The sequence below is a fragment of the Paenibacillus sp. J22P51 genome, from assembly GCF_059692215.1.
This window is the reverse complement of record NZ_JCAUAZ010000003.1, coordinates 447963-469258: the sequence shown is the minus strand read 5'-3', so window position 1 is coordinate 469258 and position 21296 is coordinate 447963. Positions and strand designations below refer to the sequence as shown.

The 21296-nt window shown below is 40.5% G+C and carries 25 protein-coding genes; all 25 read right to left on the bottom strand.

Annotated elements, in window-relative coordinates; genetic code table 11:
• Window positions 1-8: 8 nt before the first annotated feature.
• The 25 genes from AC58QC_RS10415 to flgG all read right to left on the bottom strand — a co-directional run bounded on the left by AC58QC_RS10415 (window position 9) and on the right by flgG (window position 21206).
• The gene (locus AC58QC_RS10415; RefSeq protein ID WP_497415078.1) at window positions 9-524 is read right to left on the bottom strand and encodes a hypothetical protein; all 516 of its coding nucleotides are present in this window, start codon (window positions 522-524) and stop codon (window positions 9-11) included.
• A complete protein-coding gene (locus tag AC58QC_RS10410; protein ID WP_497415077.1) occupies window positions 517-1095 on the bottom strand; it encodes a hypothetical protein in 579 nt (192 codons plus the stop codon). Before AC58QC_RS10410 ends, AC58QC_RS10415 begins: the two co-directional genes overlap by 8 nt.
• Window positions 1096-1126: 31 nt before the next feature.
• The gene (locus AC58QC_RS10405; protein WP_497415076.1) at window positions 1127-1447 is read right to left on the bottom strand and encodes a hypothetical protein; all 321 of its coding nucleotides are present in this window, start codon (window positions 1445-1447) and stop codon (window positions 1127-1129) included.
• A gap of 18 nt (window positions 1448-1465) precedes the next feature.
• Complete coding sequence (locus AC58QC_RS10400; RefSeq protein ID WP_497415075.1) at window positions 1466-2881, bottom strand: flagellar assembly protein A; 1416 nt, start codon at window positions 2879-2881, stop codon at window positions 1466-1468.
• A gap of 28 nt (window positions 2882-2909) precedes the next feature.
• Window positions 2910-3698, bottom strand: a complete 789-nt coding sequence (locus AC58QC_RS10395) for a FliA/WhiG family RNA polymerase sigma factor (RefSeq protein WP_497415074.1) — start codon at window positions 3696-3698, stop codon at window positions 2910-2912.
• 19 nt (window positions 3699-3717) lie between these two features.
• Window positions 3718-4149, bottom strand: a complete 432-nt coding sequence (locus AC58QC_RS10390; protein WP_497415073.1) for a hypothetical protein — start codon at window positions 4147-4149, stop codon at window positions 3718-3720.
• Window positions 4149-4643, bottom strand: a complete 495-nt coding sequence (locus AC58QC_RS10385) for a chemotaxis protein CheD (RefSeq protein WP_497415072.1) — start codon at window positions 4641-4643, stop codon at window positions 4149-4151. The genes AC58QC_RS10390 and AC58QC_RS10385 overlap by 1 nt, the downstream gene beginning before the upstream one ends.
• Window positions 4640-5260, bottom strand: a complete 621-nt coding sequence (locus tag AC58QC_RS10380) for a chemotaxis protein CheC (protein WP_497415071.1) — start codon at window positions 5258-5260, stop codon at window positions 4640-4642. The genes AC58QC_RS10385 and AC58QC_RS10380 overlap by 4 nt, the downstream gene beginning before the upstream one ends.
• 3 nt (window positions 5261-5263) lie before the next feature.
• Window positions 5264-5725: a chemotaxis protein CheW gene (locus tag AC58QC_RS10375; RefSeq protein WP_497415070.1), complete on the bottom strand. Its 462-nt coding sequence runs from the start codon at window positions 5723-5725 to the stop codon at window positions 5264-5266.
• 28 nt (window positions 5726-5753) lie between these two features.
• Window positions 5754-7820 carry a chemotaxis protein CheW gene (locus AC58QC_RS10370; protein ID WP_497415069.1) on the bottom strand — a complete coding sequence of 689 codons (2067 nt, stop codon included), beginning with the start codon at window positions 7818-7820 and terminating at the stop codon, window positions 5754-5756.
• 43 nt (window positions 7821-7863) lie between these two features.
• On the bottom strand, window positions 7864-8988 hold the full coding sequence (locus AC58QC_RS10365) for a protein-glutamate methylesterase/protein-glutamine glutaminase (RefSeq protein ID WP_497415068.1): 1125 nt from the start codon (window positions 8986-8988) through the stop codon (window positions 7864-7866).
• A 47-nt stretch (window positions 8989-9035) separates the two neighbouring features.
• Complete coding sequence (locus tag AC58QC_RS10360; protein ID WP_497415067.1) at window positions 9036-9905, bottom strand: MinD/ParA family protein; 870 nt, start codon at window positions 9903-9905, stop codon at window positions 9036-9038.
• On the bottom strand, window positions 9902-11212 hold the full coding sequence (gene flhF, locus AC58QC_RS10355; RefSeq protein ID WP_497415066.1) for a flagellar biosynthesis GTPase FlhF: 1311 nt from the start codon (window positions 11210-11212) through the stop codon (window positions 9902-9904). Before flhF ends, AC58QC_RS10360 begins: the two co-directional genes overlap by 4 nt.
• Window positions 11209-13242, bottom strand: coding sequence for a flagellar biosynthesis protein FlhA (gene flhA / locus AC58QC_RS10350; RefSeq protein WP_497415065.1), 2034 nt, complete (start codon window positions 13240-13242; stop codon window positions 11209-11211). The genes flhF and flhA overlap by 4 nt, the downstream gene beginning before the upstream one ends.
• A 21-nt stretch (window positions 13243-13263) precedes the next feature.
• A complete protein-coding gene (flhB, locus tag AC58QC_RS10345) occupies window positions 13264-14358 on the bottom strand; it encodes a flagellar biosynthesis protein FlhB (RefSeq protein ID WP_497415064.1) in 1095 nt (364 codons plus the stop codon).
• Window positions 14359-14368: 10 nt separating this feature from the next.
• A complete protein-coding gene (gene fliR / locus AC58QC_RS10340) occupies window positions 14369-15169 on the bottom strand; it encodes a flagellar biosynthetic protein FliR (protein WP_497415063.1) in 801 nt (266 codons plus the stop codon).
• Between the two features lie 12 nt (window positions 15170-15181).
• A complete protein-coding gene (fliQ, locus tag AC58QC_RS10335; protein ID WP_028558285.1) occupies window positions 15182-15451 on the bottom strand; it encodes a flagellar biosynthesis protein FliQ in 270 nt (89 codons plus the stop codon).
• Between the two features lie 26 nt (window positions 15452-15477).
• Window positions 15478-16251, bottom strand: coding sequence for a flagellar type III secretion system pore protein FliP (fliP, locus tag AC58QC_RS10330; RefSeq protein WP_497264145.1), 774 nt, complete (start codon window positions 16249-16251; stop codon window positions 15478-15480).
• Window positions 16248-16880 (bottom strand): flagellar biosynthetic protein FliO, encoded by a 633-nt coding sequence (locus AC58QC_RS10325; protein ID WP_497415062.1) that lies wholly within the window; start codon window positions 16878-16880, stop codon window positions 16248-16250. The genes fliP and AC58QC_RS10325 overlap by 4 nt, the downstream gene beginning before the upstream one ends.
• 48 nt (window positions 16881-16928) lie before the next feature.
• The gene (locus tag AC58QC_RS10320; protein ID WP_028558282.1) at window positions 16929-17291 is read right to left on the bottom strand and encodes a response regulator; all 363 of its coding nucleotides are present in this window, start codon (window positions 17289-17291) and stop codon (window positions 16929-16931) included.
• A 24-nt stretch (window positions 17292-17315) separates the two neighbouring features.
• Window positions 17316-18584, bottom strand: coding sequence for a flagellar motor switch phosphatase FliY (gene fliY, locus AC58QC_RS10315; protein ID WP_497415171.1), 1269 nt, complete (start codon window positions 18582-18584; stop codon window positions 17316-17318).
• Window positions 18577-19575 (bottom strand): flagellar motor switch protein FliM, encoded by a 999-nt coding sequence (gene fliM / locus AC58QC_RS10310; RefSeq protein WP_497415061.1) that lies wholly within the window; start codon window positions 19573-19575, stop codon window positions 18577-18579. Before fliM ends, fliY begins: the two co-directional genes overlap by 8 nt.
• A 35-nt stretch (window positions 19576-19610) precedes the next feature.
• Entirely contained in the window at window positions 19611-20096 is a 486-nt protein-coding gene (locus AC58QC_RS10305; RefSeq protein WP_497415060.1) for a flagellar basal body-associated FliL family protein, read from the bottom strand.
• On the bottom strand, window positions 20097-20318 hold the full coding sequence (locus tag AC58QC_RS10300; protein ID WP_497415059.1) for a flagellar FlbD family protein: 222 nt from the start codon (window positions 20316-20318) through the stop codon (window positions 20097-20099).
• Between the two features lie 63 nt (window positions 20319-20381).
• Entirely contained in the window at window positions 20382-21206 is an 825-nt protein-coding gene (gene flgG / locus AC58QC_RS10295; RefSeq protein ID WP_497415058.1) for a flagellar basal body rod protein FlgG, read from the bottom strand.
• Between the last annotated feature and the right edge of the window lie 90 nt (window positions 21207-21296).

Here is a 21296-nt window from a genome sequence, read left to right as displayed (position 1 = left end):
TCGTCGAACTATTGTTTTGTAATCAGATTCGCTACAATGGATTGCACATCCATTCCACCAACAAACTCATGGTAGCCAACTTGAATTTTGGTGTTACCACCCTGTTTCTCAAGTTCAGTAACAAATGCTTTACGATCTGAAATCACTCCAGAATTAACAAGGAGTTCCGCAACAGCCGTTGCATCAAGGTTTGGCTGCACATATATAACGATCTTTGTCAGCGCAGCTGGCGAAGTCGCTTTAGGTTGATCTTGTGGCTTATTCGCTGCTAACTTATCTGCTTCCTCTTTAAGTTTCTTCTGGATCGCTGCATCCAATTCCGCTTGCGTATATACCTTTACATTTTTCTCTAAAACTTGATAGTATTTGGATGCTTCTACCTTTAGCTTCTGAGGATCCATTTCTTCCAACGATATACCTGTTTGACTTGGTGAGGTAGGCCGAATTAGCATCACTTGTAGAAGGATTGCTCCCACAATAATTCCTATACCTATACCCGAAACTAAAGCTCTATTTTTAAACACGAGTCCGTTCCTCCTGTCTTGAAAGCTGAAGGATCAAACTTACCTCGCCTTTATTCATACTGAGTTTTTTGGCAATAGCCTCGACGCTTTTACCCTGATCATGCAAAGTAAATAATTCGGTATATCTGCTTTTCATACTTAAGCCTACATAGACCGGTTCCTCTGCGATAGGATCTGGAACAATCGAATCTACATTTGTAGTTGTATGAGTTTCTTGTTGATTCGGCATACTCAAAGCACTAACTATCTCGCTTGGGGCAGCTGTTGGATGCTGGTTGACATGAATAGTCGTAATTTCTTTCGACAGTTCATGCTTTTGTCTCTCCAATGTCTCCAAACGTCCAGCTAATTTGGCGAGCTCCACTTCATAATCTTGCTTAGTTTTTGAAAATAGATCAAGCATCGCTTGATTTTGTTCATCCATTTCAGTCGCGAAGTGTTCAATCGTATCTTCGATTTCTTGCACAACTGTAGCTTTAGCGGATGAGGCCGTCGTTAGATCCTTCGGTATAAATCTTGCATAGACAATCAATACAAGACCAAGAAGGATGACGTATAACACCGGCTGCATAACCATGAGGTTCACCTTTTTCTATAGCAAGTTAGAGAGATAAGTCGATATGATGACCTTTATAGGGATGTCCCGGCTGGTGTGCAGTGTCCGTTGAAGCACTCTCTACTGGCCCTCTGGTCTTACTTTTGACCAATTGCGTTTTCTTCTGTTCACGACGATCCAGGATATCTGAACGCCCACTCTCTTCGAGTTTGCTAGTCCGCCCCCGATCACGTTCCGTTGATTGTGTGGCTTGATTTTCTAAAATGATGCCATCCTGCCGCGGTTTCTGCATCAACTGATTTTGCTTAATACCCGCCTCATCGTTCTTGTGTACAGCGAATTGTAAATCGATGGCTTTGAAACTCATCGTTTACTTCCTCCTCACTTACACGTTTGCACTCATGGTAATATCGCCATCACTTAATCGGAATGTCATTCGGTTCGTTGGATCTTTAATGAATTTCGTGTAACGTCCAATTACTATTTTCGTCCCACCATAAATAGTAGATACAACCTGAACCTTGGCATTCTCAGAATCCTCAAGAGATTTCTCGATTTCCAAAATACGTTCCTTAATTGTGACTTGTTCGTCTATAGATTGTTTATTAGTATTATTGAGTTTAATTCGCATTGCGAGCTTATCAGGACTTAACTGACCCGCAGCAGCCAATTGATCTAACAAAGAAAGCGCTTTACTTGACTTTTCCATATTCTCCATCAATAACTTTAGTTGGTTACGAAGTTGAATCATTTCATTACGAAGCTCAGGCAGCACGCCTACTTCAATAACCGTTGTCGTTGACATTGAATTTCCAATTGTTCTAGCCGTAACACGTTCTCCAGCTTGAATAGTCCCCCCTACGATTAGACCTTTTGCTCCTACACAATTGACATTTTTACCTGCTCTCACCGTAGAGTGCATGATACTTTGAGACACGGTAAGTTCACCTGCAGCTTCAATCGTTGCGTCTTGAATGAAGGAGCTCTTCACATTTTTACCTGCTTTTATGAAAGCTTTGTTCTGTCCTACAATGCCTGCAGATATTTCAATCGATCCTTCGGCCTCAAGTTCCGCGGCTTCTACACCGCCTGTTACACGAATGTCTCCAGCTGCCCTTATTTTGAAACCTGGAAGAACATTGCCTCTAATAACAACAGTACCGATAAAATCAATATTCCCTACATTATAATCAACATTCCCATTTATCTCATAAACGGGGAAAACATTGATTTTGTCCCGATCAGTTCGAACCACCATGCCATCAATGGTAGCATAAAGCCCCATTTGCTCAGCATCCGATACGACATTTTTACCTAATTTGAATCTAGCTTCTTTGCCTGCTTTTGTAAAAAGCGTCTCGCCAGTAACTGCACGACCTGGAGAGCCAGCTGTAGCTAAAAATCGTTGGCCGATTAATTGACCTTTTCTAACGTTATGCAGTGATACGACTTCTTTATAATTGACCCGGCCGTCTTCCAGCTCCAGCGGTTTTTTTTCATTTTCATCAAAGTCAAAAGATAATTTAATATACCCATTTTGACCTTCAACCGGTTTAGTTCCCGTCGCAATTAATGTCTTTATAAGAGAAAAAGATCTTGGGTTTGCAGCAATTTCTGCAAGAACAACTTGATTTACACCATGAATAATTCGGCTTTTTTGAACTAAATCCAATAATTGCCCAATTGAGACTTTAAACGTATCATCCGTATTACTAATCAGTAAATGAGCAGATAATTTGTCATCTGACACAGTAATACTAATGAAGTAATCCAAAGGCATGTTCCCTTCACTCACGGACATACCACCTTTCCATACTTTCAGAATAAGTTTAATTATCTTGAAAAAGTTGATTTTTAAAGCGTCCGAGTACACCTTTAAGTCTTAAGATCGCTTTGGAATGAAGCTGTGAAATGCGTGATGGAGATAAACACATTACTTCAGCAATTTCACTTAAGGATAATTCTTCGAAATAAAATAGGGAAACAACCGTTCTCTCTTTTTCAGTCAATCGGTCTATCGCTTTCGCTAACGATTCTTTGAGATAAAACTCATTCACTTGAGCTTCTGGATTTTTGGCTTTCTCGTCAACAATAAGGGAAAGTCTTGTTTCCGATTCTTCTTCTCGAATAGGATCATCAATCGAACAAATCGTCGTAATGGAAATATCCTGTAGCATTTGCTGAAAATCCTGCTCACTGATTTGCAGATAAGTGCTAATCTCTATATCCGTAACAGATCGAAGATATTGCTGTTCGAGCTTTTGATAGGCTTCTTCTACTTTTTTGGCTTTTTCCCTAACGGACCTAGGAACCCAATCCCCTTGTCGTAAACCATCAATAATAGAACCACGAATTCTCCATGAAGCATAGGTTTCAAATTGTAAGCCGCGTGCATAATCAAACTTCTCGATGGCATCAATTAATCCCATGACCCCAAAGCTAGATAAGTCGTCTTTAGAAACACTTTTAGGGAGTCCAATAGCTAATCTACCTGCAACATACTCTACTAATGGCAAATAGTTTTCAATAAGTGCTTGTCGAGCTGCAATTATGCCCTGTTCCTTCCAATGTTTCCACAATTCAATATTCGCAAGTTGAACTTGCTTTTGATCAATCATGATTTAAGATTCACCATCCTTAATCTTCAGACATACGCCTCAAGGCACCCGCCAGTTGTTCAGGGTCCAAATTATTCTTGGTGACTAGCTTAGGTGGATTCAATGGTGAAAATTGCATTTCATTTGAATGTGCATCTTTAGTATTGTTCGTGTGGTTTGCTTTCATCATTTCCCGTGTTTCCTCATCCTCATCAGGTGTGCTCAAATCCAGGTTTTGACCAACCGCGGATGAGGAGTTCTCATGTGATGAATCATCTATTGAAGTAACAGGTCCAATTAATAAACCTAACACCCATCTAAAACCAAATGTTATTACGAATAAAATAAGAAAGCTGTATCCACTTTTGATGCAAGATGATAAGAATAAATTATTACCAATCGACAATGCAAATGTGAAGATTCCTGCTAACAAAGCAACGATGAGATTTATTCGTATAGTTCCAATCATCATTAAATTTCCTTTACTCCCAATTGGACACTACGGATCAGTAAAATGCCAGTCGCACTAGAAAATTCAATCGTACGACCATAATTAGCTCCTGTATCCTCAGCTAGAATTGGAATCTTGTAACGATTCAACATTTCCTTACAAGATTCTACATTCCTCGGTCCGATTCTCATCGTATCATTATTTCCTGCAAATGCAAACATTTGAGCGCCGCCAGCAAGCTTGGCTTCTAATTTGTTAATATTTGCTCCTAGCTTTTCCATTCTAGAAATTAGTTCAGGAATCGCCGTATCTGCATACTTGGCTATGTTCAAAGAGCCTTCCCTAGCTATTTCGGATGAAGGCAGCATGACATGTGCCATTCCAGCTACTTTTGATCGGCTATCGTATAGCGTAACCCCTACACATGAGCCCAAACCTGTTGTCTTCAATACACCGACTTGATGAGCAACATTTAAATCAGCCATACCTACTTTAATTAAGTTTTCTTGCGTCATGGAGAGACTACCCCTAATGCCGAAAAGATTTTACCAAACGATTCCGGATCAGGGATTAGGAAGAAGTGCCCTTGCACTTCGTTCTCCCCTTCCAAAAATTTAGTTTCAATGAGAAGAGCCTGGTCTCCCATCTGACCAAATTGCAATAAACCATAGCTTAAAATTGCACCAGCCATGTCGATCGCCAGCGCTGGAACCGTCGGCTGCATATTTAAATTCGTAAAATCAGCAAGTGAGGATAAATAAGACCCGGCAAGAATGTTGCCAATTTCATTCAATGCAGATAATTCAAGCTCTGAATATTCTTCTTGATCAGGAAGTGATAAACCGACCAAATCTCGAAGCATATTTTTGGCTGCATACAAGTCAAGGATGAAAAACATATTCCCTGGAGCATCCCCATCAACACGTAAGAAGATGGCCAAGACCACAGTCTCAGCACCGCCAACACTCTCGCAAATTTCTTCGAAAGGCAGCATTCTTACTTTCGGCACAAGCATATCGATTGGCTTATCCAGTAAGGTAGAAAGCGCAGTTGCTGCATGCCCCGCGCCAATGTTCCCTACTTCCTTAAGTACATCTAATTGAAAATCCTCTAATTGGCTAAAAACGTCCACGAGCTATTCCTCGAATCTTTCTAGTTGCTGAATTTCGCTGCGATTCAAGACTTGCTCTAGGTTAAGGAGTACCAACAATCGATTATCGCCTACACGCGCAATGCCATCCAAGTACTTGGCTTTTATACCACCTACAACTTCAGGCGGTGTATTAATATTATCCGTATCGACATCAATAACATCATTTGCAGAATCAACAATCAGTCCTACTTCAAATTCTGCAGCAGAAACGATAATAATCCGAGTTGCATCCGTGCTTGATACCTCTTCAAGTCCAAATCTTGCACGTAAATCAATAATCGGAATAACGACACCACGCAAATTAATAACACCTTTAATAAATTCCGGTGCTTTGGGCACACGTGTCATTGGCTGCATTCTTTCTATTGTTCTAACTTTTTCTACCTCAACACCATACTCTTCCGATCCAAGTGCGAAGACAATTACTTTTTTTTCTTCTCCCATTTTGAAATCCTCCTTAACGAATATGGTTTTATTTAATCAATGCATTCGGATCAATGATCAAAGCAACTTGTCCATCCCCGAGAATGGTTGCTCCTGAAATTGCGAAAATTCCAGTTAAGTATTTGCCTAACGTTTTTAACACGATCTCTTGCTGACCGATAAATTCGTCCACCATGAGCGCTACTTGCTTATCACCTTTGCGAACGACAACGATTTCTGTTTCTTCTTCCAAATCCTCATTGAAATCAGGAACCTGGAATAAGGTGCTCACAGATACTAATGGAATGACTGATTTGCGATAATCAATCATTTTCGTTCCTTGGATGTTACGGATCTGAGACTTCTGAATAGCAGATGTTTCAACAATTGAAGATAAAGGAATTGCATACTTCTCACTACCCAGACGCACTAGCATCGCAGAAATAATAGATAGAGTCAGTGGTAGCTGTACGGAAAATTTGCTCCCGAAGCCAGGCTTCGAATCAACTTGTACATGTCCACCTAGCATTTGAATCTTCGTCTTAACTACGTCTAATCCAACACCGCGACCAGAAATGTCAGAAATTTTCTCAGCCGTACTAAAGCCGGAAGCGAAGAGCAAGTTATAAACTTCATGATCCGTTAATTTTGCAGCCTGTTCGGCCGTCACAAGACCATTCTTCAAAGCAGTTTTCAAAACCTTCTCACGGTAAATACCTCTGCCATCTTCCTCAATCTCAATAAAGACATGGTTTCCACTGTGGAATGCACGAAGCTGAATTGTTCCTTGCTCTGATTTGCCTACTGCTACACGATCACTGATTGACTCAATACCGTGATCGACCGCATTTCGCAATAAATGAACTAGCGGATCGCCGATTTCATCGATAACCGTACGGTCTAATTCAGTATCAGCACCTGTGATCACAAGATCTACTTTCTTATCCAAGGATTTCGCTAAGTCTCTAATCATCCGAGGGAATCTATTGAATACCGAATCTACTGGAACCATGCGAAGCTTCAAAACGATATTTTGCAAATCGCTGCTAACACGCGACATGTGTTCAACGGTTTCCGTCAAATCATTTCGTTTCACTTCACTCGCTAATTGCTCTAAACGAACACGGTCAATCAATAGCTCACTGAATAAATTCATAAGCGTGTCTAAACGCTCAATATCTACACGTATCGTGCGACTCGCAACCGGTGCTCCGCCTGCAACTGGTTTAGCAGCAGTGACTACTGCATCGGCAGCTTTTGGTACTTCTACATCTGGAGTCGTCACAGTTGCCACAACGGCAGCTGCAATTTCTTTGTGTGCTGATTCAATTTCCGTAATCGGTCGTGATAATTCTGCAAGAGATTCTGTATCTACGGTAATAATAACGGCAGATGCAATCTCCGAAACATTTAAAATCTCTTTCTCTAGCGTTGCTTGATCTACTTTTGAAATAAAGTAAAGTGAGAACGAGCGGTCAAATTTCTCTTGCTCAATTTCTTGCACGGAAGGCGTTGACTTAATGATCTCGCCCATTCGTTCCATTGCTTCGAATACCATGTAAGCACGTGCAGCTTTCAACACACAGTTTTCATTAACGCTGACTTCGATATAGAAAACAAGAAACCCAGAATCGATAGACTGTTGGAGTATGGAGTACTGAAACTCATCCACTTCAATACCTTTAGCAGGTTCTTTTACAGCAATAGCAGTTGTAGGGGCCTGTGTTTTTTTGTAGTCACCTGTCACGATGGATCTCAGAGAAGCGACAATCGGACTAACGTCCGCTTTGCCTGTACCGCCTTGAATGATATCTTCCACCATGGATTCCAAGGAGTCCAAGCTTTTGAAAATACAATCGAATATGTAGGAGTCCATCTCAATTTTACTATTACGTACGAGGTCAAGCACATTTTCCATATCATGTGTAAGTGCAGCGATGTCCTCAAATCCCATCGTTGCGGACATCCCTTTTAACGTATGAGCTGAACGAAAAATATTATGTACTATACTTATGTCTTTTGGATTACTTTCTAAATTGAGAAGATTTTCATTCAATGATTGCAAGTGCTCTTTTGATTCATCGATAAACATCGACAAATATTGACTAAGTTCCACTACCACACACCTCCAATAGAATCATCCAGTACCCTAGTTTGCTTCAGTTTACTTCATTCACTACACACCTAGATAATCGAACTGCAATATCCTGTTGGGGTAAAACATGCATCGCAGCTTGGTTTTCTACAGCGGCTCTTGGCATCCCATATACGACACAGGTTTCTTCCGCCTCGGCAATTGTTGTTGTTGCACCTGATTGCCTCAGAGAAAGCATTCCTTTGGCTCCATCACTTCCCATTCCAGTCATCAAAACGACATGTCTCTTTAATTCATGCATGTTGAGTAAGGAATCAAACATCACATCAACAGATGGTCGATGACCAGAAACAGGTTCATCTTTGGTTAGTCGGATTTTGTACGTTCGGTTCGGATCTTTGTAGATAACCATATGCCATCCTCCCGGAGCCACATAAGCAGTAGCGGTTTGAAGGACTTCGCCATCCTCCGCTTCAACAACCCTAATTTGAGAAATATCATTCAAACGCTGGGCTAGTGATTTGGTGAAATTGGGTGGCATATGCTGCACAATTAAGATTGGAGCTGGGAAACCTGCGGGAATATTGGAAATAACCTGATGTAACGCTCGCGGACCTCCGGTAGAAGTACCTATCGCAACTACATGATTAAAATTCGTAGTAGCTTGGGTAACCGGAACATTCGCGTCTGAGTGTTTCAAAGTCTCTTTAATCAGCTTTGATCTTAAAGACAATGGATTAACCTTTATCAATGGTGACTGAACGAGTGAAGGTTGAATAACTTTCATTTTCGAACGAACTGCCATTAGCAGTTTCTCATGCAGTAAAAGTTTAACTTTAAACAGATCCAGAGAGATGGAACCCGAAGGCTTTCGAATAAAGTCTACTGCTCCCAACTCCAAAGCTTTAATCGTCTCAGCTGCCCCCTCTTGTGTCAGGGAGCTTAGCATGATGACAGGGGTTGGTTGCTCATCCATGATGTGTTTAAGCGCATCCAATCCATTCATTACAGGCATTTCTATATCCATCGTAACAGCATCTGGTCGAAGCAGCTTAACTAGTTCAATTGCTTCTTCGCCATTTTTGGCAGTACCAATGACCTTAAATTGTTGATTTTCAGAAATTAAATCACTAACTATTTTTCGCATAAAGACGGAGTCATCTACGACAAGAATGTTATATATTGCCAAGCTGCTTCCCCCCTCTATCTGCTTATTCGACACGATTTTCAAAAATCCTATTTCAATAGCTTCAACATTTTATTTAGAAAGCTCTTGACACCAGTAGAAGGTGCTTCAATAACTCGATATCCTTTTATATAGTTATCCGTAAGCGTTTTGATACTTTTCGTAGCTGCGGAATAAGGAAATGCGAGAGAAAAAGGAATTTGCCTCTTCACTGCTTTCGAAACAACCGGATCATCATCAACAAAACCTAAGGTTGGGATATGAATATCCAAGAATTGTTTGGCTACTAACGAAATTTTGTCAGCCGTCTGCTTCCCTTCTCTTGCATCAGTTACGCGATTAATAACTAGTTTAAATGATACATCGTGTCCCATTGAATTCACCATCTTGATAATGGCATAAGCATCTGTAATCGATGTTGGTTCAGGAGTTGTAACGACAATCGCTTCTTCAGCTGCAAGAATGAACTTTAACGTCTCTTTGGATAAGCCTGCTCCTGTATCGAAAATGATAAAATCTACATACCCGTTCAGTTGCATAACTTGCTCTGCAAAATAATCTAACTCTTCTTCGCTTAATCGCAATAAGTCATTAAAACCAGAACCGCCAGCGATAAACTCTAAATCATTGGATCCCTTTTGGATGATTTCCCAAATCGTCTTGTCCTTCTTTAACAAGTGATAAAGACTGTACGTTGAGGATACGCCCATTAAAACGTCAATGTTAGCTAGCCCAATATCTGCATCGAAGACAAGTACCTTATAACCGAGAGACTGCAGTGATAAAGCGAAGTTTAGCGTAAAATTGGATTTACCTACCCCACCTTTTCCACTAGTCACGGTAATGATCCTGGTTGTTCTTGTGCCTTTATCAACCTGCGTCTGAACCAGATTCCGTAACCCTTCTGCTTGATCCTTCATGTTCTAGGCTCCTCCAATAACATATCAATGATTTGCCACTCGTTCATTTCCGCAATATCATCGGGAACACTTTGCCCAGTTGTAACATATGAAAGTTTGAGAGAAAACTCATGAACAACATTCAAAATGGCTCCATAGGAATCTGTTTCATCCATTTTGGTAAAGAGTACTTTATCTAGCTTAAATTTACTAAAGTTATTCGTTATCGCCCGTAAATCACGATATTTGGTCGTTAAACTAAGTACGAGTATTGTTTCACTGTTTCCTTGGGTCTTCAACAATGAGTTCAATTCTGAAACATACATTTCGTTCCGGAAATTACGCCCTGCTGTATCCATGAAAATGATGTCGCATTCTGCTAAATTCTGAAACGCTTTCGTCAAATCCTGCGGAGAAAACACGACTTCGAGCGGCACATTTAAAATAGTAGCATACGTTTTTAACTGCTCAATTGCAGCAATTCGATATGTGTCAGAGGTAATAAAACCAACTTTACGGTGATATTTCAAAACTTGCTCTGCTGCTAGCTTGGCAATCGTTGTTGTTTTACCAACTCCGGTTGGACCAACAAAATGAACAACACGAGTTTGTGCAGAAATATGCTTACTTTGATCAGTTTGAAAAATTTGACCAAGCTTCGAACGTACTAGCTGGTGAGCTGACTCTTCGGTAACTGGTTCATCCGCAAGTTGAAAATCCGCCATGACCTCATCCATAATTTGACGAACCAGTGTAGGATTTACTTCTTGATCATATAGTCGCTGTTCCAGCTTTTGTAAGGCTTCTGGAAGCTTACCCTCATCAGTCACTTGCGTAAGCTTCTTCATCATTTCTTTCATTTGTTTGAGTTCATCCATTAATTGCTCATCTTTAACCGAAGCTCTAGTAGAAGTTTGAACAGATGAAGGTGAGTAAGCTTGATGCTGTGCGGGATTCATGATTATCTTCTCAGGTACAGGAACGGCATTTACCGCTACTGGCTCGTTCTTCTTTGCCACAGGTACAATAACATCAGGAACATCAGGAAAGTCAGATTGGTGCATATTATTCTTGAGCTGATTAGCCGAGCTACTTACATTAGGCTGAAGTGCCAGCTTTGCAGATACCCGTTGCGGAGCTGGAGCTGGTTTTGCATTTGCGCCATCTATCGCTGCAATAACTTCAATCTTTTTCTTCCCAAACATGCCAAGAAAGCCGCCTGTGCGAATTTCCTTTGTGTTTAGGATTACGGCATCCTTGCCAAGATCCGAACGAATTTTTTGCAAAGCGTCAGGCATGGAATCAACAACATATCTTTTTACTCTCATAAATTGACTACCCCCATGCTTTGGATTTCAACGCTAGGCTCTAATTCACTGTAAGATAAGACAGGAATATCTTGTAGCGTTCTCTCTAAAAGCTGTCTAACATACATCCGAATCGTAGGTGAAGTTAAAATGACGGGCTGTTGCCCGGATTGGATTAATTTCGTTACTTGCTCGGTAACACGATGATAAATGATTTGTGAAGATGATGGATCCAGCGCCAGATAGCTCCCTTGATCTGATTGTTGCACGGAATCTGCAATTTTCTTCTCTACTGACGGGCCTACCGTAATTACTTTCAGCGAATCACCTTGTGAAGTAAACTGCTGAGTGATTTGTCGAGATAATGACTGTCTCACATACTCTGTTAAGATCTCAGGATCTTTCGTGTAGGTGCCATAGTCGGCTAGTGTCTCTAAAATTGTGACCAAGTCACGAACAGATATTTTCTCACGTAAAAGTTTGGATAGAACTTTCTGAATATCTCCAACAGCTAATACGGAAGGAATTAAATCATCAACAAGAGCAGGATACGATTCCCTTACATTTTCGATAAGCGCCTTCGTTTCCTGACGACCCAGAAGCTCATGAATATGTTTCTTAATAATTTCAGTTAAATGTGTGGCCACAACTGATGGTGGATCTACGACAGTATAGCCTGATAGCTCTGCTCTCTCTTTGTTCATTTCATCGATCCAAATAGCTGGTAACCCGAAAGCAGGTTCCGTTGTCTCAATTCCTGAAATAGAATCATCATCAAATCCAGGACTCATCGCCAGATAATGATTTAGGAGTAGTTCGCCGCGCGTAACCGTGTTGCCTTTAATTTTGATGATATACTCATTCGGTCTTAATTGGATATTGTCACGGATTCGTATAACGGGCACTACAACACCAAGCTCCAAAGCACATTGACGTCGGATTAAGATAATACGATCCAATAAATCGCCGCCTTGCTGTGTATCAGCTAGAGGGATAAGCCCATAACCAAATTCAAATTCAATCGGGTCTACTTGCAGTAAGGAAATGACACTTTCAGGACTTCGTACTTCCTCAATCTGTTTCTCTTCAACCAACTGCTCTTCTTTAATCGCTTCACGGTCCAAATTCTTTTGCATTTTAAATGCAGCAAATACTAAAAGACCAGCTATCGGAAAAGTTGTAAACCAGTGGATCGGTGTGAACGTTCCTAAAACAACTAACGTTCCTGCAACGATATACATGAGCTTAGGTTGTGCCGTTAATTGTTTCGTTACATCATGACCTAAGTTACCTTCAGACGATGCCCGAGTTACAATGATACCAGCTGCGGTTGAAATTAATAGTGCAGGGATTTGGCTTACCAATCCGTCACCGATTGTTAGGATCGAGAAGGTTTGAAGTGCCTCTTGAAAATCCATCCCTTTCATTGTCATCCCAATAATAAATCCGCCGATTAGATTGATAACAAGAATAATGATCCCGGCAATCGCATCACCTTTTACAAACTTACTGGCACCATCCATGGCACCATAGAAATCAGCTTCTCGTTCAATCTTTTGTCTTCGTTCTCTAGCTTGAATCTCATTGATCAAGCCCGCATTCAAATCAGCATCAATACTCATTTGCTTACCTGGCATCGCATCCAAGGTAAATCTAGCTGCAACCTCGGCAACGCGCTCAGAACCTTTGGTAATAACAATAAACTGAACTAAGACAAGGATGAGAAACACGACGAATCCCACAACGATATTGCCTTGCGCTACGAATGAACCAAAAGTTCTGACTACGTCGCCTGCTTCAGCATGCGCTAAAATATTACGAGTTGTTGATACGTTTAAAGCTAATCGGAAGAGCGTGGTAATCAATAACAAGGAAGGAAAAATTGAAAATTGGAGCGCTTCTTGCGTATTCATTGCAACCAAGATAATCATTAAAGCTATTGAAATATTAATAATTAGTAAAAAGTCCAGCAAAGGGATAGGAACAGGTACAATCATCATCAACACGATGCCAATAATACCGACTAGAACTAATAAATCTTTGATTTTCATCAGATTGCACCTCCCTCTACGTTAATTCGTCTTACCCTTCATCTTATATACATACGCTAGTACTTCTGCCACAGCCTGGAATAGGTCCGCTGGTATCGCTTCACCAATTTCCACCTGTGCAAAAATCGCTCGAGCAAGCGGCTTATTTTCCATTGTCATGACGCCATTTTGTTTGGCGACCTCTTTAATTTTTAAGGCTACATAGTCTGCCCCTTTTGCAATTACAGTAGGAGCCTGCATATTTGTCGAATCATATTTAAGTGCAACTGCAAAGTGAGTTGGGTTTGTAATGATGACATCGGCCTTAGGAACATCCTGCATCATTCGTTGCATGGCCATTTGGCGTTGTTTGGCACGGATCTTCCCTTTAATTAGAGGATCGCCTTCACTTTTCTTATATTCATCTTTGATATCCTGTTTGGACATCTTAAGACTTTTCTCATGTTCATACTTTTGATAAATGTAATCAAAAATAGCTAAAACAATTAAAATTGCACCTATTTTAATTCCTAATCTCAATGTAACCGAAGCAATAAACGAAAATGTATTCTCTAAGGGTGCATGTCCTAAGCCAAGAAGCCTGTCCTTCTGCCCCATTAAAGTCGTATATACGGCATAACCGATAATCAACATTTTCAATGTTGACTTTAAAAAGTCAATCACTGTTCGCAAGGAAAAGATTTTCTTGAATCCAGCAATTGGATTAATTTTGTCAAACTTCATCATTAAAGGTTCACCGATAAACATAAAACCAACTTGTGCATAATTCGCAATAAAGGCGACGAGGACTACAAAAAGAAAGATTGGCGCCATAATTATCAACCCTTGTTGAGTTAAATCCACAAATAACACTTGCACATTCCCTATTGTAATGTCCATTCCAAGTTGATTCTCATATACATTACGAAAAATATGAATTAGCTTTCCTTTCATAAAGGAACCAAACATTAGAAAAGCTACGAAGGAAAAAAGTAAAATGGAAGCCGCGGGCAAGTCCATACTTTTTGCAACTTGACCCTTTTTTCTGGCATCCTGTCTCTTCTTCGCTGTAGCAGGCTCCGTCTTTTCCCCAGCAAACCATTGTAAATCTAGCTGTATACGAAGTTGTTGGGACACGGTACTCCTCCTACTTAGGTGATGTCTGCGATGTTCCAGCTATAATTTGAAGCATTTTCTCCATGTAGTCAAAAATGATTCCGAATAATTGTTGGAATTGTGAAATTAACTCTGGAAATACAATAACGAGTAGAAAAAAACCGAGAATCATTTTAAGAGGGGCACCTATTACAAATATATTGAATTGCGGTGCGACCCTTGTCAAAAGGCCTAAACCTAAATCTGTTAAAAATAACGCTGCTACTATTGGTGCTGCCAGTTGGAAGGACAAATAAAACATTTTGGAAAGCGAATGAAATAAAAAATCTGATATTTGTCCGTCATAAATGCGGCTAAATAAATCGTTATCGATCGGCACCCATTTATAACTTTCAATAATTGCCCTGAGCAAGTAATGATGTCCGTCGAAAGACAGAAATAACAAAACAGCAATCATATATTTCAGATTTCCTAGCATCGGCGTTGATGCACCTGTTAAGGGATCAATTACACTCGCCATACTAAATCCAATTTGCATATCCATAAATGAACCAGCTGTTTGCACAACTGTGAAAAACAAATATGCGAGAAATCCTAATAAAACACCGATTAGCATTTCACGAATAATCAAAAGCACGTAGACGCCATCAATCGGTACGGACTTCTCCATTCCCATCGTCGCGAAAATTATTAAAGAAATAAAAACGGAAAGTCCCACCTTGAACATCATGGGAACATTTCTGGAAGAAAAAATAGGAACCACGACAAAAAATGATGTAATTCGACAAAAAATAAGCAGAAAGATAGGGATCGCTTGAATAAATGTTGGCATTTCACTCACAACCTAACCAACGAATTTGTAAAGATTGTTGAGTAGATTAAAGGTAAAATCAACCAAAGTATTCATAATCCACGAACCAAAAATGAGGATGGAAAGCAGAACAGCAACAATTTTCGGAACAAAGGCCAATGTTTGCTCTTGAATCTGAGTCGTTGCTTGAAAAATACTTATGGCAAGACCAACGATTAAACCTATAAGAAGCATTGGCGCACTAGCTTTAAGAACGGTGTAAACAGCCTCGCCAGCAATTCGTATTACAAATTCCGAACCCATCTAGATTCCCTCCGATATCTTGGTCATTAACCGTAGCTTAAGAGTAACGATCTCACCACAAGATACCAACCATCTACAAGAATAAAAAGAAGGATTTTAAATGGGAGTGAAATCATTACGGGCGGGAGCATCATCATCCCCATAGCCATTAACGTACTGGATACAACCATATCAATAACCAAAAACGGAATAAATATCATGAATCCCATTTGAAATGCTGATTTTAATTCACTAATCGCATAGGCAGGCACTAATGAAGTGATGGGTATGTCTTCAACCCCTGTAGGCGCTTTTGCTTTGGAATAGTCAAGAAACAGCTTCAAATCCTTTTGGCGCGTATGCTTAAACATAAACTTCTTCATGGGTAGTGACGCAGTCTGAAAGGCCTGCGTTTGGTTGATTTCACCCTTTAAATAAGGCTGAAGTGCTGTTTGATTAACTTCCCCTAAAGTTGGAGACATAATAAAAAAGGTTAAAAACAGAGCGAGTCCGATTAAAACCTGGTTAGGTGGCATTTGTTGAGTTCCTAAAGACGTTCGAACAAAACCCAGCACAATAACAATTCTTGTGAAGCTTGTCATTAAAATTAGAAAAGAAGGAGCTAAACTTAACACAGTAAGCAACAAAAGGAGAGTTACTGTATTCGATGATCCCCCTGTTGCCGTACTTGTACCGATATTGACATTCAAACCTGGAATCGGATTCGTAACATCCGTTTCGGCAGCAGAAGCAGTTAAAGATAATAGGAAAATGGATATCACGACAAGCAGCAGTACACCAACTAGTTTATTTCTTTTCATTCTTCATTCAACCGATCTGTTTGTTTTTGATCAGACAACCATTCTTCTACATTCTTATTGCGATCCGTTACTCGCCGTAATTTATCATGGAACACTTGTTGAAAAGAAGTTGTAAATTCTACTTCCTCTTCCACGTCGTTCTTTTTTAGAGGCAGCTTGTTGAACCATTTACTAATTGTACTGAACCCCATTCGATCGTCTTGTGACGAATTTAGAAGTTCTGAGATATAGGCTACTTCATCGGCGTCAATGATTTTATCCAATAATTGAATGTTCTCACCAACGCCAACTACGAAGAGCGAATGCCCAATTTCAACAATTTGAATAGATTTGTTTTGTCCAAGGGGAACTCCACCTAAAGAGCGAATCGAGTTCCCAAACAATGTACCTTTATTTTTCTTCGCCACATACCTCATCAATACATAAAAGAGAATGATAATGAATACAAGGACTAAAATAACCTTCGCAACCATAAACAATGAGTCCGCCTGGCCCAATGAACCCGGATAGTCTGAAATTGGAATCTCTTGATTTGGTTCTGTTTCAGCATATACAACTTGGCTTGTAAAGAGTAAAGCGATCAAACTAAGTATGTATAAGCAGGTATTATTCGATTGACGTCTTTTCATAAGAACAACCCTTTCGGTTTATGTAAGACTCAACCGAATTCGGACGGTTTAACCTAGAGTCTTTTTGATAGCTTCGATAACACGGTCAGCTTGGAATGGTTTAACGATGAAGTCTTTCGCTCCTGCTTGAATCGCATCAATAACCATGGCTTGTTGTCCCATCGCAGAACACATAATGACTTTCGCGTTTGGTTCAATCTTCTTGATTTCTTTTAGAGCTTGAATACCATCCATTTCAGGCATCGTGATATCCATAGTAATTAGATCAGGCTTTAACTCTTTATATTTTTCGATAGCTTGCGCTCCATCATTCGCCTCGCCACATACTTCGTACCCATTTTTAGATAAAATATCACGAATCATCATTCTCATAAAAGCTGCATCATCCACAATTAGAATACGGTTAGCCATTGAAAATATCCCCCTAAAATTAAATTATTGTAATTTTTGAATTCGTTCCCATTGATTAACAATGTCAGTAACACGAACCCCAAAATTCTCATCGATGACTACAACTTCACCTTTGGCAATCAACTTATTATTTACCAATATGTCTACTGGTTCACCAGCAAGCTTGTCCAATTCAATGATCGAACCCTGAGACAGCTCTAAGATGTCTTTAATCACCTTGTTTGTTCTGCCCAACTCTACGGTTACCTTAAGTGGTATATCGAGAAGTAAATTCAAGTTCGTATCATCCGCTTGCGCGTATGCACCTGATTGCAAATTACCAAACTGTACAGGCTGAACATTCACATTTCGATTAGGCATGCCACCAAACGCAGCTGGAGGCTGTTGATACATCGGCTGCTGCGGAGGATACATCGGTTGTTGTGGTGGATACATCGGCTGTCCCATCGGAGGCTGCTGATACATCGGCTGTTCATACATCATCGGTTGTTGGTATACAGGTTGCTCATACACTGGTGTTGGCTGCGGTTTATGAGTTTCTTGCACTGGTGTAGCTGCTACTGGTGGTGCTTGCGCAGCCGGTGCAGCTTCCATTGCTGATTCAGTATCACCACCACCCAAAAGGATCGATACCATTTCTTTGGCGAAAGGAACAGGCAATAGCTGCATGATGTTGGAATCAATTAGATCGCCAATGGCAAGTCGGAACGATATCTTTATAAATACGTCCTCGTCAGGCAGTTTTCCTTCTCCTTTCGACAAATTTAATATGTCGATTCCTGGAGGAGAGATATTGACAAATCGATTAAATATGGTAGACATGGATGTTGCTGATGAACCCATCATTTGATTCATCGCTTCTTGCACAGCGCTGATATGTATTTCGCTTAGATTTTCATCACCGCCAGTACCGTCTCCACCCATCATAAGGTCAGCGATAACTTGTGCATCCCGCGTTTGAATGACTAGCAAGTTAATGCCATCAAAGCCATCAACATAGTTGACATGAACGGCAACATGAGGTCTTGGAAACTGTTCTTCCAATTCTTCTTTGCCAATCACTGACACCTTAGGAGTCGTAATATCAACTTTCTTGCCTAGTAGCGTCGATAACGCTGTCGCCGCGCTTCCGAACGTAATATTACCTATTTCCCCAAGTGCATCCTGTTCGAGCGGGGATAAAAAATCTTCAACTTGCGGAGGCCCATGAAAAGAAGACACAGAGCTTTCTTCAGATGATTGTCTCAATAAAGCATCGATCTCTTCCTGCGACAAATAATCTCTGTTATTCATCATATTCTTCTTCTCCTTCATTAACGATTTCTGTAATTTGTACAGCCATCTTCCCTTTTACGGTACCAGGGCTTCCGAGATATTTCAGCTTCTCGCCCACTCTGACTTGAAGCGAATCTTCGACGGATTTATGCAGAGGGATTACATCGCCTATTGTTAATCCTAAGAAATCTCGGATAGAAATCTCAGACGATCCCAACTCTGCAATGAGAGGTAACTTGGTTTTCTCCAAGCGGGATTGAAGTGCTTCCACTTCTTCAGGAGCTCTCGTCTTCTTCTGGGAAACAAACCAGTGATGTACAGAAAGTCGAGGCATGATTGGTTCAATAACAACATGAGGAATACATAAGTTGATCATTCCTGTTGTGTCCCCGATTTTGGTGCTCAGCGATATTAATGCAATAGTTTCATTGGGAGAAACAATTTGCATAAACTGCGGATTCGTTTCTAGTGCCTCTAAGCGAGGTTGTATATCTATAACGGTCTTCCATGCTTCCTGCAAGCTATCGAATGCTCTACTGAAAATTCGTTCCATAACAATCGTTTCAATCTCGGTTAATGCATTAATTTTGGTTGGCGTTGTACCTGCTCCGCCAAGTAGTCGATCCAACATGGCAAAAGCAACATTGGGATGAACCTCAAGCACCATTCGACCCTCTAAAGGCTCTGCTTCAAAGATGTTCAAAATGGTCATTTTCGGGATCGAACGAATAAATTCATCATAAGGCAATTGTTCAACCTGGACTACACTAATTTGAACGAACGTACGCAGCTGAGCTGAGAAATAAGTCGTTAAAAATCGCGCAAAATTTTCATGAATCCGGGTTAAGCTACGAATATGATCTTTAGAGAAGCGTACTGCTCTCTTAAAATCATAAGCCCTTACCTTCTTCTGAGTATCCTCCTTCTTAAGCTCATCTGCATCCATTTCGCCAGAAGACAAAGCTGCCAACAAGGCATCGATCTCATTTTGCGATAAAACATCAACCATTCGAGTCACCTCCTTTAAGCAAAATCATTGACGAGTTACTGCAGTACTTTATCAGTTATCCAAATTTGTTTAATTTTACCTTCATGCATTAATTCGTTTAGTTTGTTCATAATTGAAGAAGTTAAACTGTCCGAACCTTTACTTCCTTCGATTTGTTCTTTCGTCATATCACCCAAAATTTTGACGATCGTTCCTTTAACAGCAGAATCGAGTAAGCTATCGAACTCAGATTTAGCTTTTGAATTTTCCATCTCAAATGCAAAGCTGATTTTTATGAAATTCTGTCCGCCTGATAAATTCGTCAAAACATCTTTGATAATGGATGTGTTAGCTTTCACAGTTTCTGCGGAAGGTGGTTTCGCTGGCTTCACACTTGCAACAGCTTCCTGAGCCTTCATAGCAGGATCCGTGGATTGATTGTTCTTCTCCATAAAATTCCACAACACAAACGCTGCAGTGAGAATGAGTGTGATTGCAATAAGTATGGAAACAATGAGAATAAATATTTTGTTCTTAAACACTTACGAACCCTCCGTATCCCTGGACTGTATTGTCGCTCGTACGGAACCAATGTCTTGCATGTAGGTCCGCACTAAGCTTACCACAACCTCTGCCTTTTCGAGAACTGTGATTTTCTTGCCTGTCGTCAATGTAATCATCGTATCCGGAGTTTCTTCGATAAGCTCTATTAGAATTGCATTCAAGATAAGCGGTCTACCATTTAAACGAGTGAGAGAAATCATCTTTCTCCTCCAGAATCAGGGTTAGGGGAGCTTAGCCCCCCCTTCTTTTCATTCAATTACTCATTATTGCTTAAGATTTACAACCTCTTGGAGTATTTGATCTGAAGTTGTAATAATTCTGGAGTTCGCTTGGAATCCACGTTGCGCAATAATCATTTCTGTGAATTCTCCGGTTAAGTCTACATTAGACATTTCCAATTGGCCTGAGATTATAGTTCCAGTACCTGTCTCTGGATTACCAGCGGCTCCAACTTCAATGTCTTCTCCTACTGGATTCGCATTCGCGGTCATTTGATACAAATTTCCACCGATTTTTGCAAGACCAGCAGGGTTGATAACTTTCACAACCCCAACTTTTTGACCTGTATTGACCGTTTCACCATCGGCATTTACACCAATAATGTCACCATTTTGAGAGATAGAGAAAGAAACAATATCCTCTGGAATAACAATTGGACCTGCACCCTCTGCGCCCATGACATGAAGCCCTTCCGAATTAACAAGATTTCGATTGGCATCTACTGTAAAGTTACCCGCTCTTGTCAAATAAGGAGCATCTACTTGCTCAGCTGTTCCAACTGCGAAGAATCCATCACCATTCACGCGCAAATCGGTTACAACATTCGTAGTCATCGCACTGCCTGCCGTATGTACAGTATCAATAGCAGACAAACTAACACCTAAGCCAACTTGCTGTGCGTTCACTCCACCACGGTTCTCATCGGCCGCACTCACACCAGACACTGTCTGACTAAGAATGTCTTTAAACATAACACGACCACCCTTAAAGCCGATCGTATTAACGTTAGCAATATTATTACCAATAACATCTAGCTTCGTTTGAAAGCCACGCATACCTGAAACACCTGAGTACAAAGATCTTAACATGAAATTGGCCTCCTAAATCGGATGTAAGTAATAAAAAATTTGAGTTGCTTCATTCGTTCCACAACTCCAGGCTTCCTAATCGGTCGAGCC

Coding starts and splice junctions, on each gene's coding strand:
- fliP (WP_497264145.1), bottom strand. CDS start 16,251: ATGAAAAGAAATAAACTAGTTGGTGTACTGCTGCTTGTCGTGATATCC.
- AC58QC_RS10360 (WP_497415067.1), bottom strand. CDS start 9,905: ATGAAGGATCAAGCAGAAGGGTTACGGAATCTGGTTCAGACGCAGGTT.
- flgG (WP_497415058.1), bottom strand. CDS start 21,206: ATGTTAAGATCTTTGTACTCAGGTGTTTCAGGTATGCGTGGCTTTCAA.
- AC58QC_RS10375 (WP_497415070.1), bottom strand. CDS start 5,725: ATGGGAGAAGAAAAAAAAGTAATTGTCTTCGCACTTGGATCGGAAGAG.
- AC58QC_RS10390 (WP_497415073.1), bottom strand. CDS start 4,149: ATGATGATTGGAACTATACGAATAAATCTCATCGTTGCTTTGTTAGCA.
- flhF (WP_497415066.1), bottom strand. CDS start 11,212: ATGAGAGTAAAAAGATATGTTGTTGATTCCATGCCTGACGCTTTGCAA.
- AC58QC_RS10405 (WP_497415076.1), bottom strand. CDS start 1,447: ATGAGTTTCAAAGCCATCGATTTACAATTCGCTGTACACAAGAACGAT.
- fliQ (WP_028558285.1), bottom strand. CDS start 15,451: ATGGGTTCGGAATTTGTAATACGAATTGCTGGCGAGGCTGTTTACACC.
- flhA (WP_497415065.1), bottom strand. CDS start 13,242: ATGAAAATCAAAGATTTATTAGTTCTAGTCGGTATTATTGGCATCGTG.
- AC58QC_RS10320 (WP_028558282.1), bottom strand. CDS start 17,291: ATGGCTAACCGTATTCTAATTGTGGATGATGCAGCTTTTATGAGAATG.
- AC58QC_RS10395 (WP_497415074.1), bottom strand. CDS start 3,698: ATGATTGATCAAAAGCAAGTTCAACTTGCGAATATTGAATTGTGGAAA.
- AC58QC_RS10325 (WP_497415062.1), bottom strand. CDS start 16,880: ATGAAAAGACGTCAATCGAATAATACCTGCTTATACATACTTAGTTTG.
- AC58QC_RS10300 (WP_497415059.1), bottom strand. CDS start 20,318: ATGATTTCTCTCACTCGTTTAAATGGTAGACCGCTTATCTTGAATGCA.
- fliR (WP_497415063.1), bottom strand. CDS start 15,169: ATGCCAACATTTATTCAAGCGATCCCTATCTTTCTGCTTATTTTTTGT.
- fliY (WP_497415171.1), bottom strand. CDS start 18,584: ATGAATAACAGAGATTATTTGTCGCAGGAAGAGATCGATGCTTTATTG.
- fliM (WP_497415061.1), bottom strand. CDS start 19,575: ATGGTTGATGTTTTATCGCAAAATGAGATCGATGCCTTGTTGGCAGCT.
- AC58QC_RS10385 (WP_497415072.1), bottom strand. CDS start 4,643: ATGACGCAAGAAAACTTAATTAAAGTAGGTATGGCTGATTTAAATGTT.
- AC58QC_RS10400 (WP_497415075.1), bottom strand. CDS start 2,881: ATGTCCGTGAGTGAAGGGAACATGCCTTTGGATTACTTCATTAGTATT.
- AC58QC_RS10410 (WP_497415077.1), bottom strand. CDS start 1,095: ATGCAGCCGGTGTTATACGTCATCCTTCTTGGTCTTGTATTGATTGTC.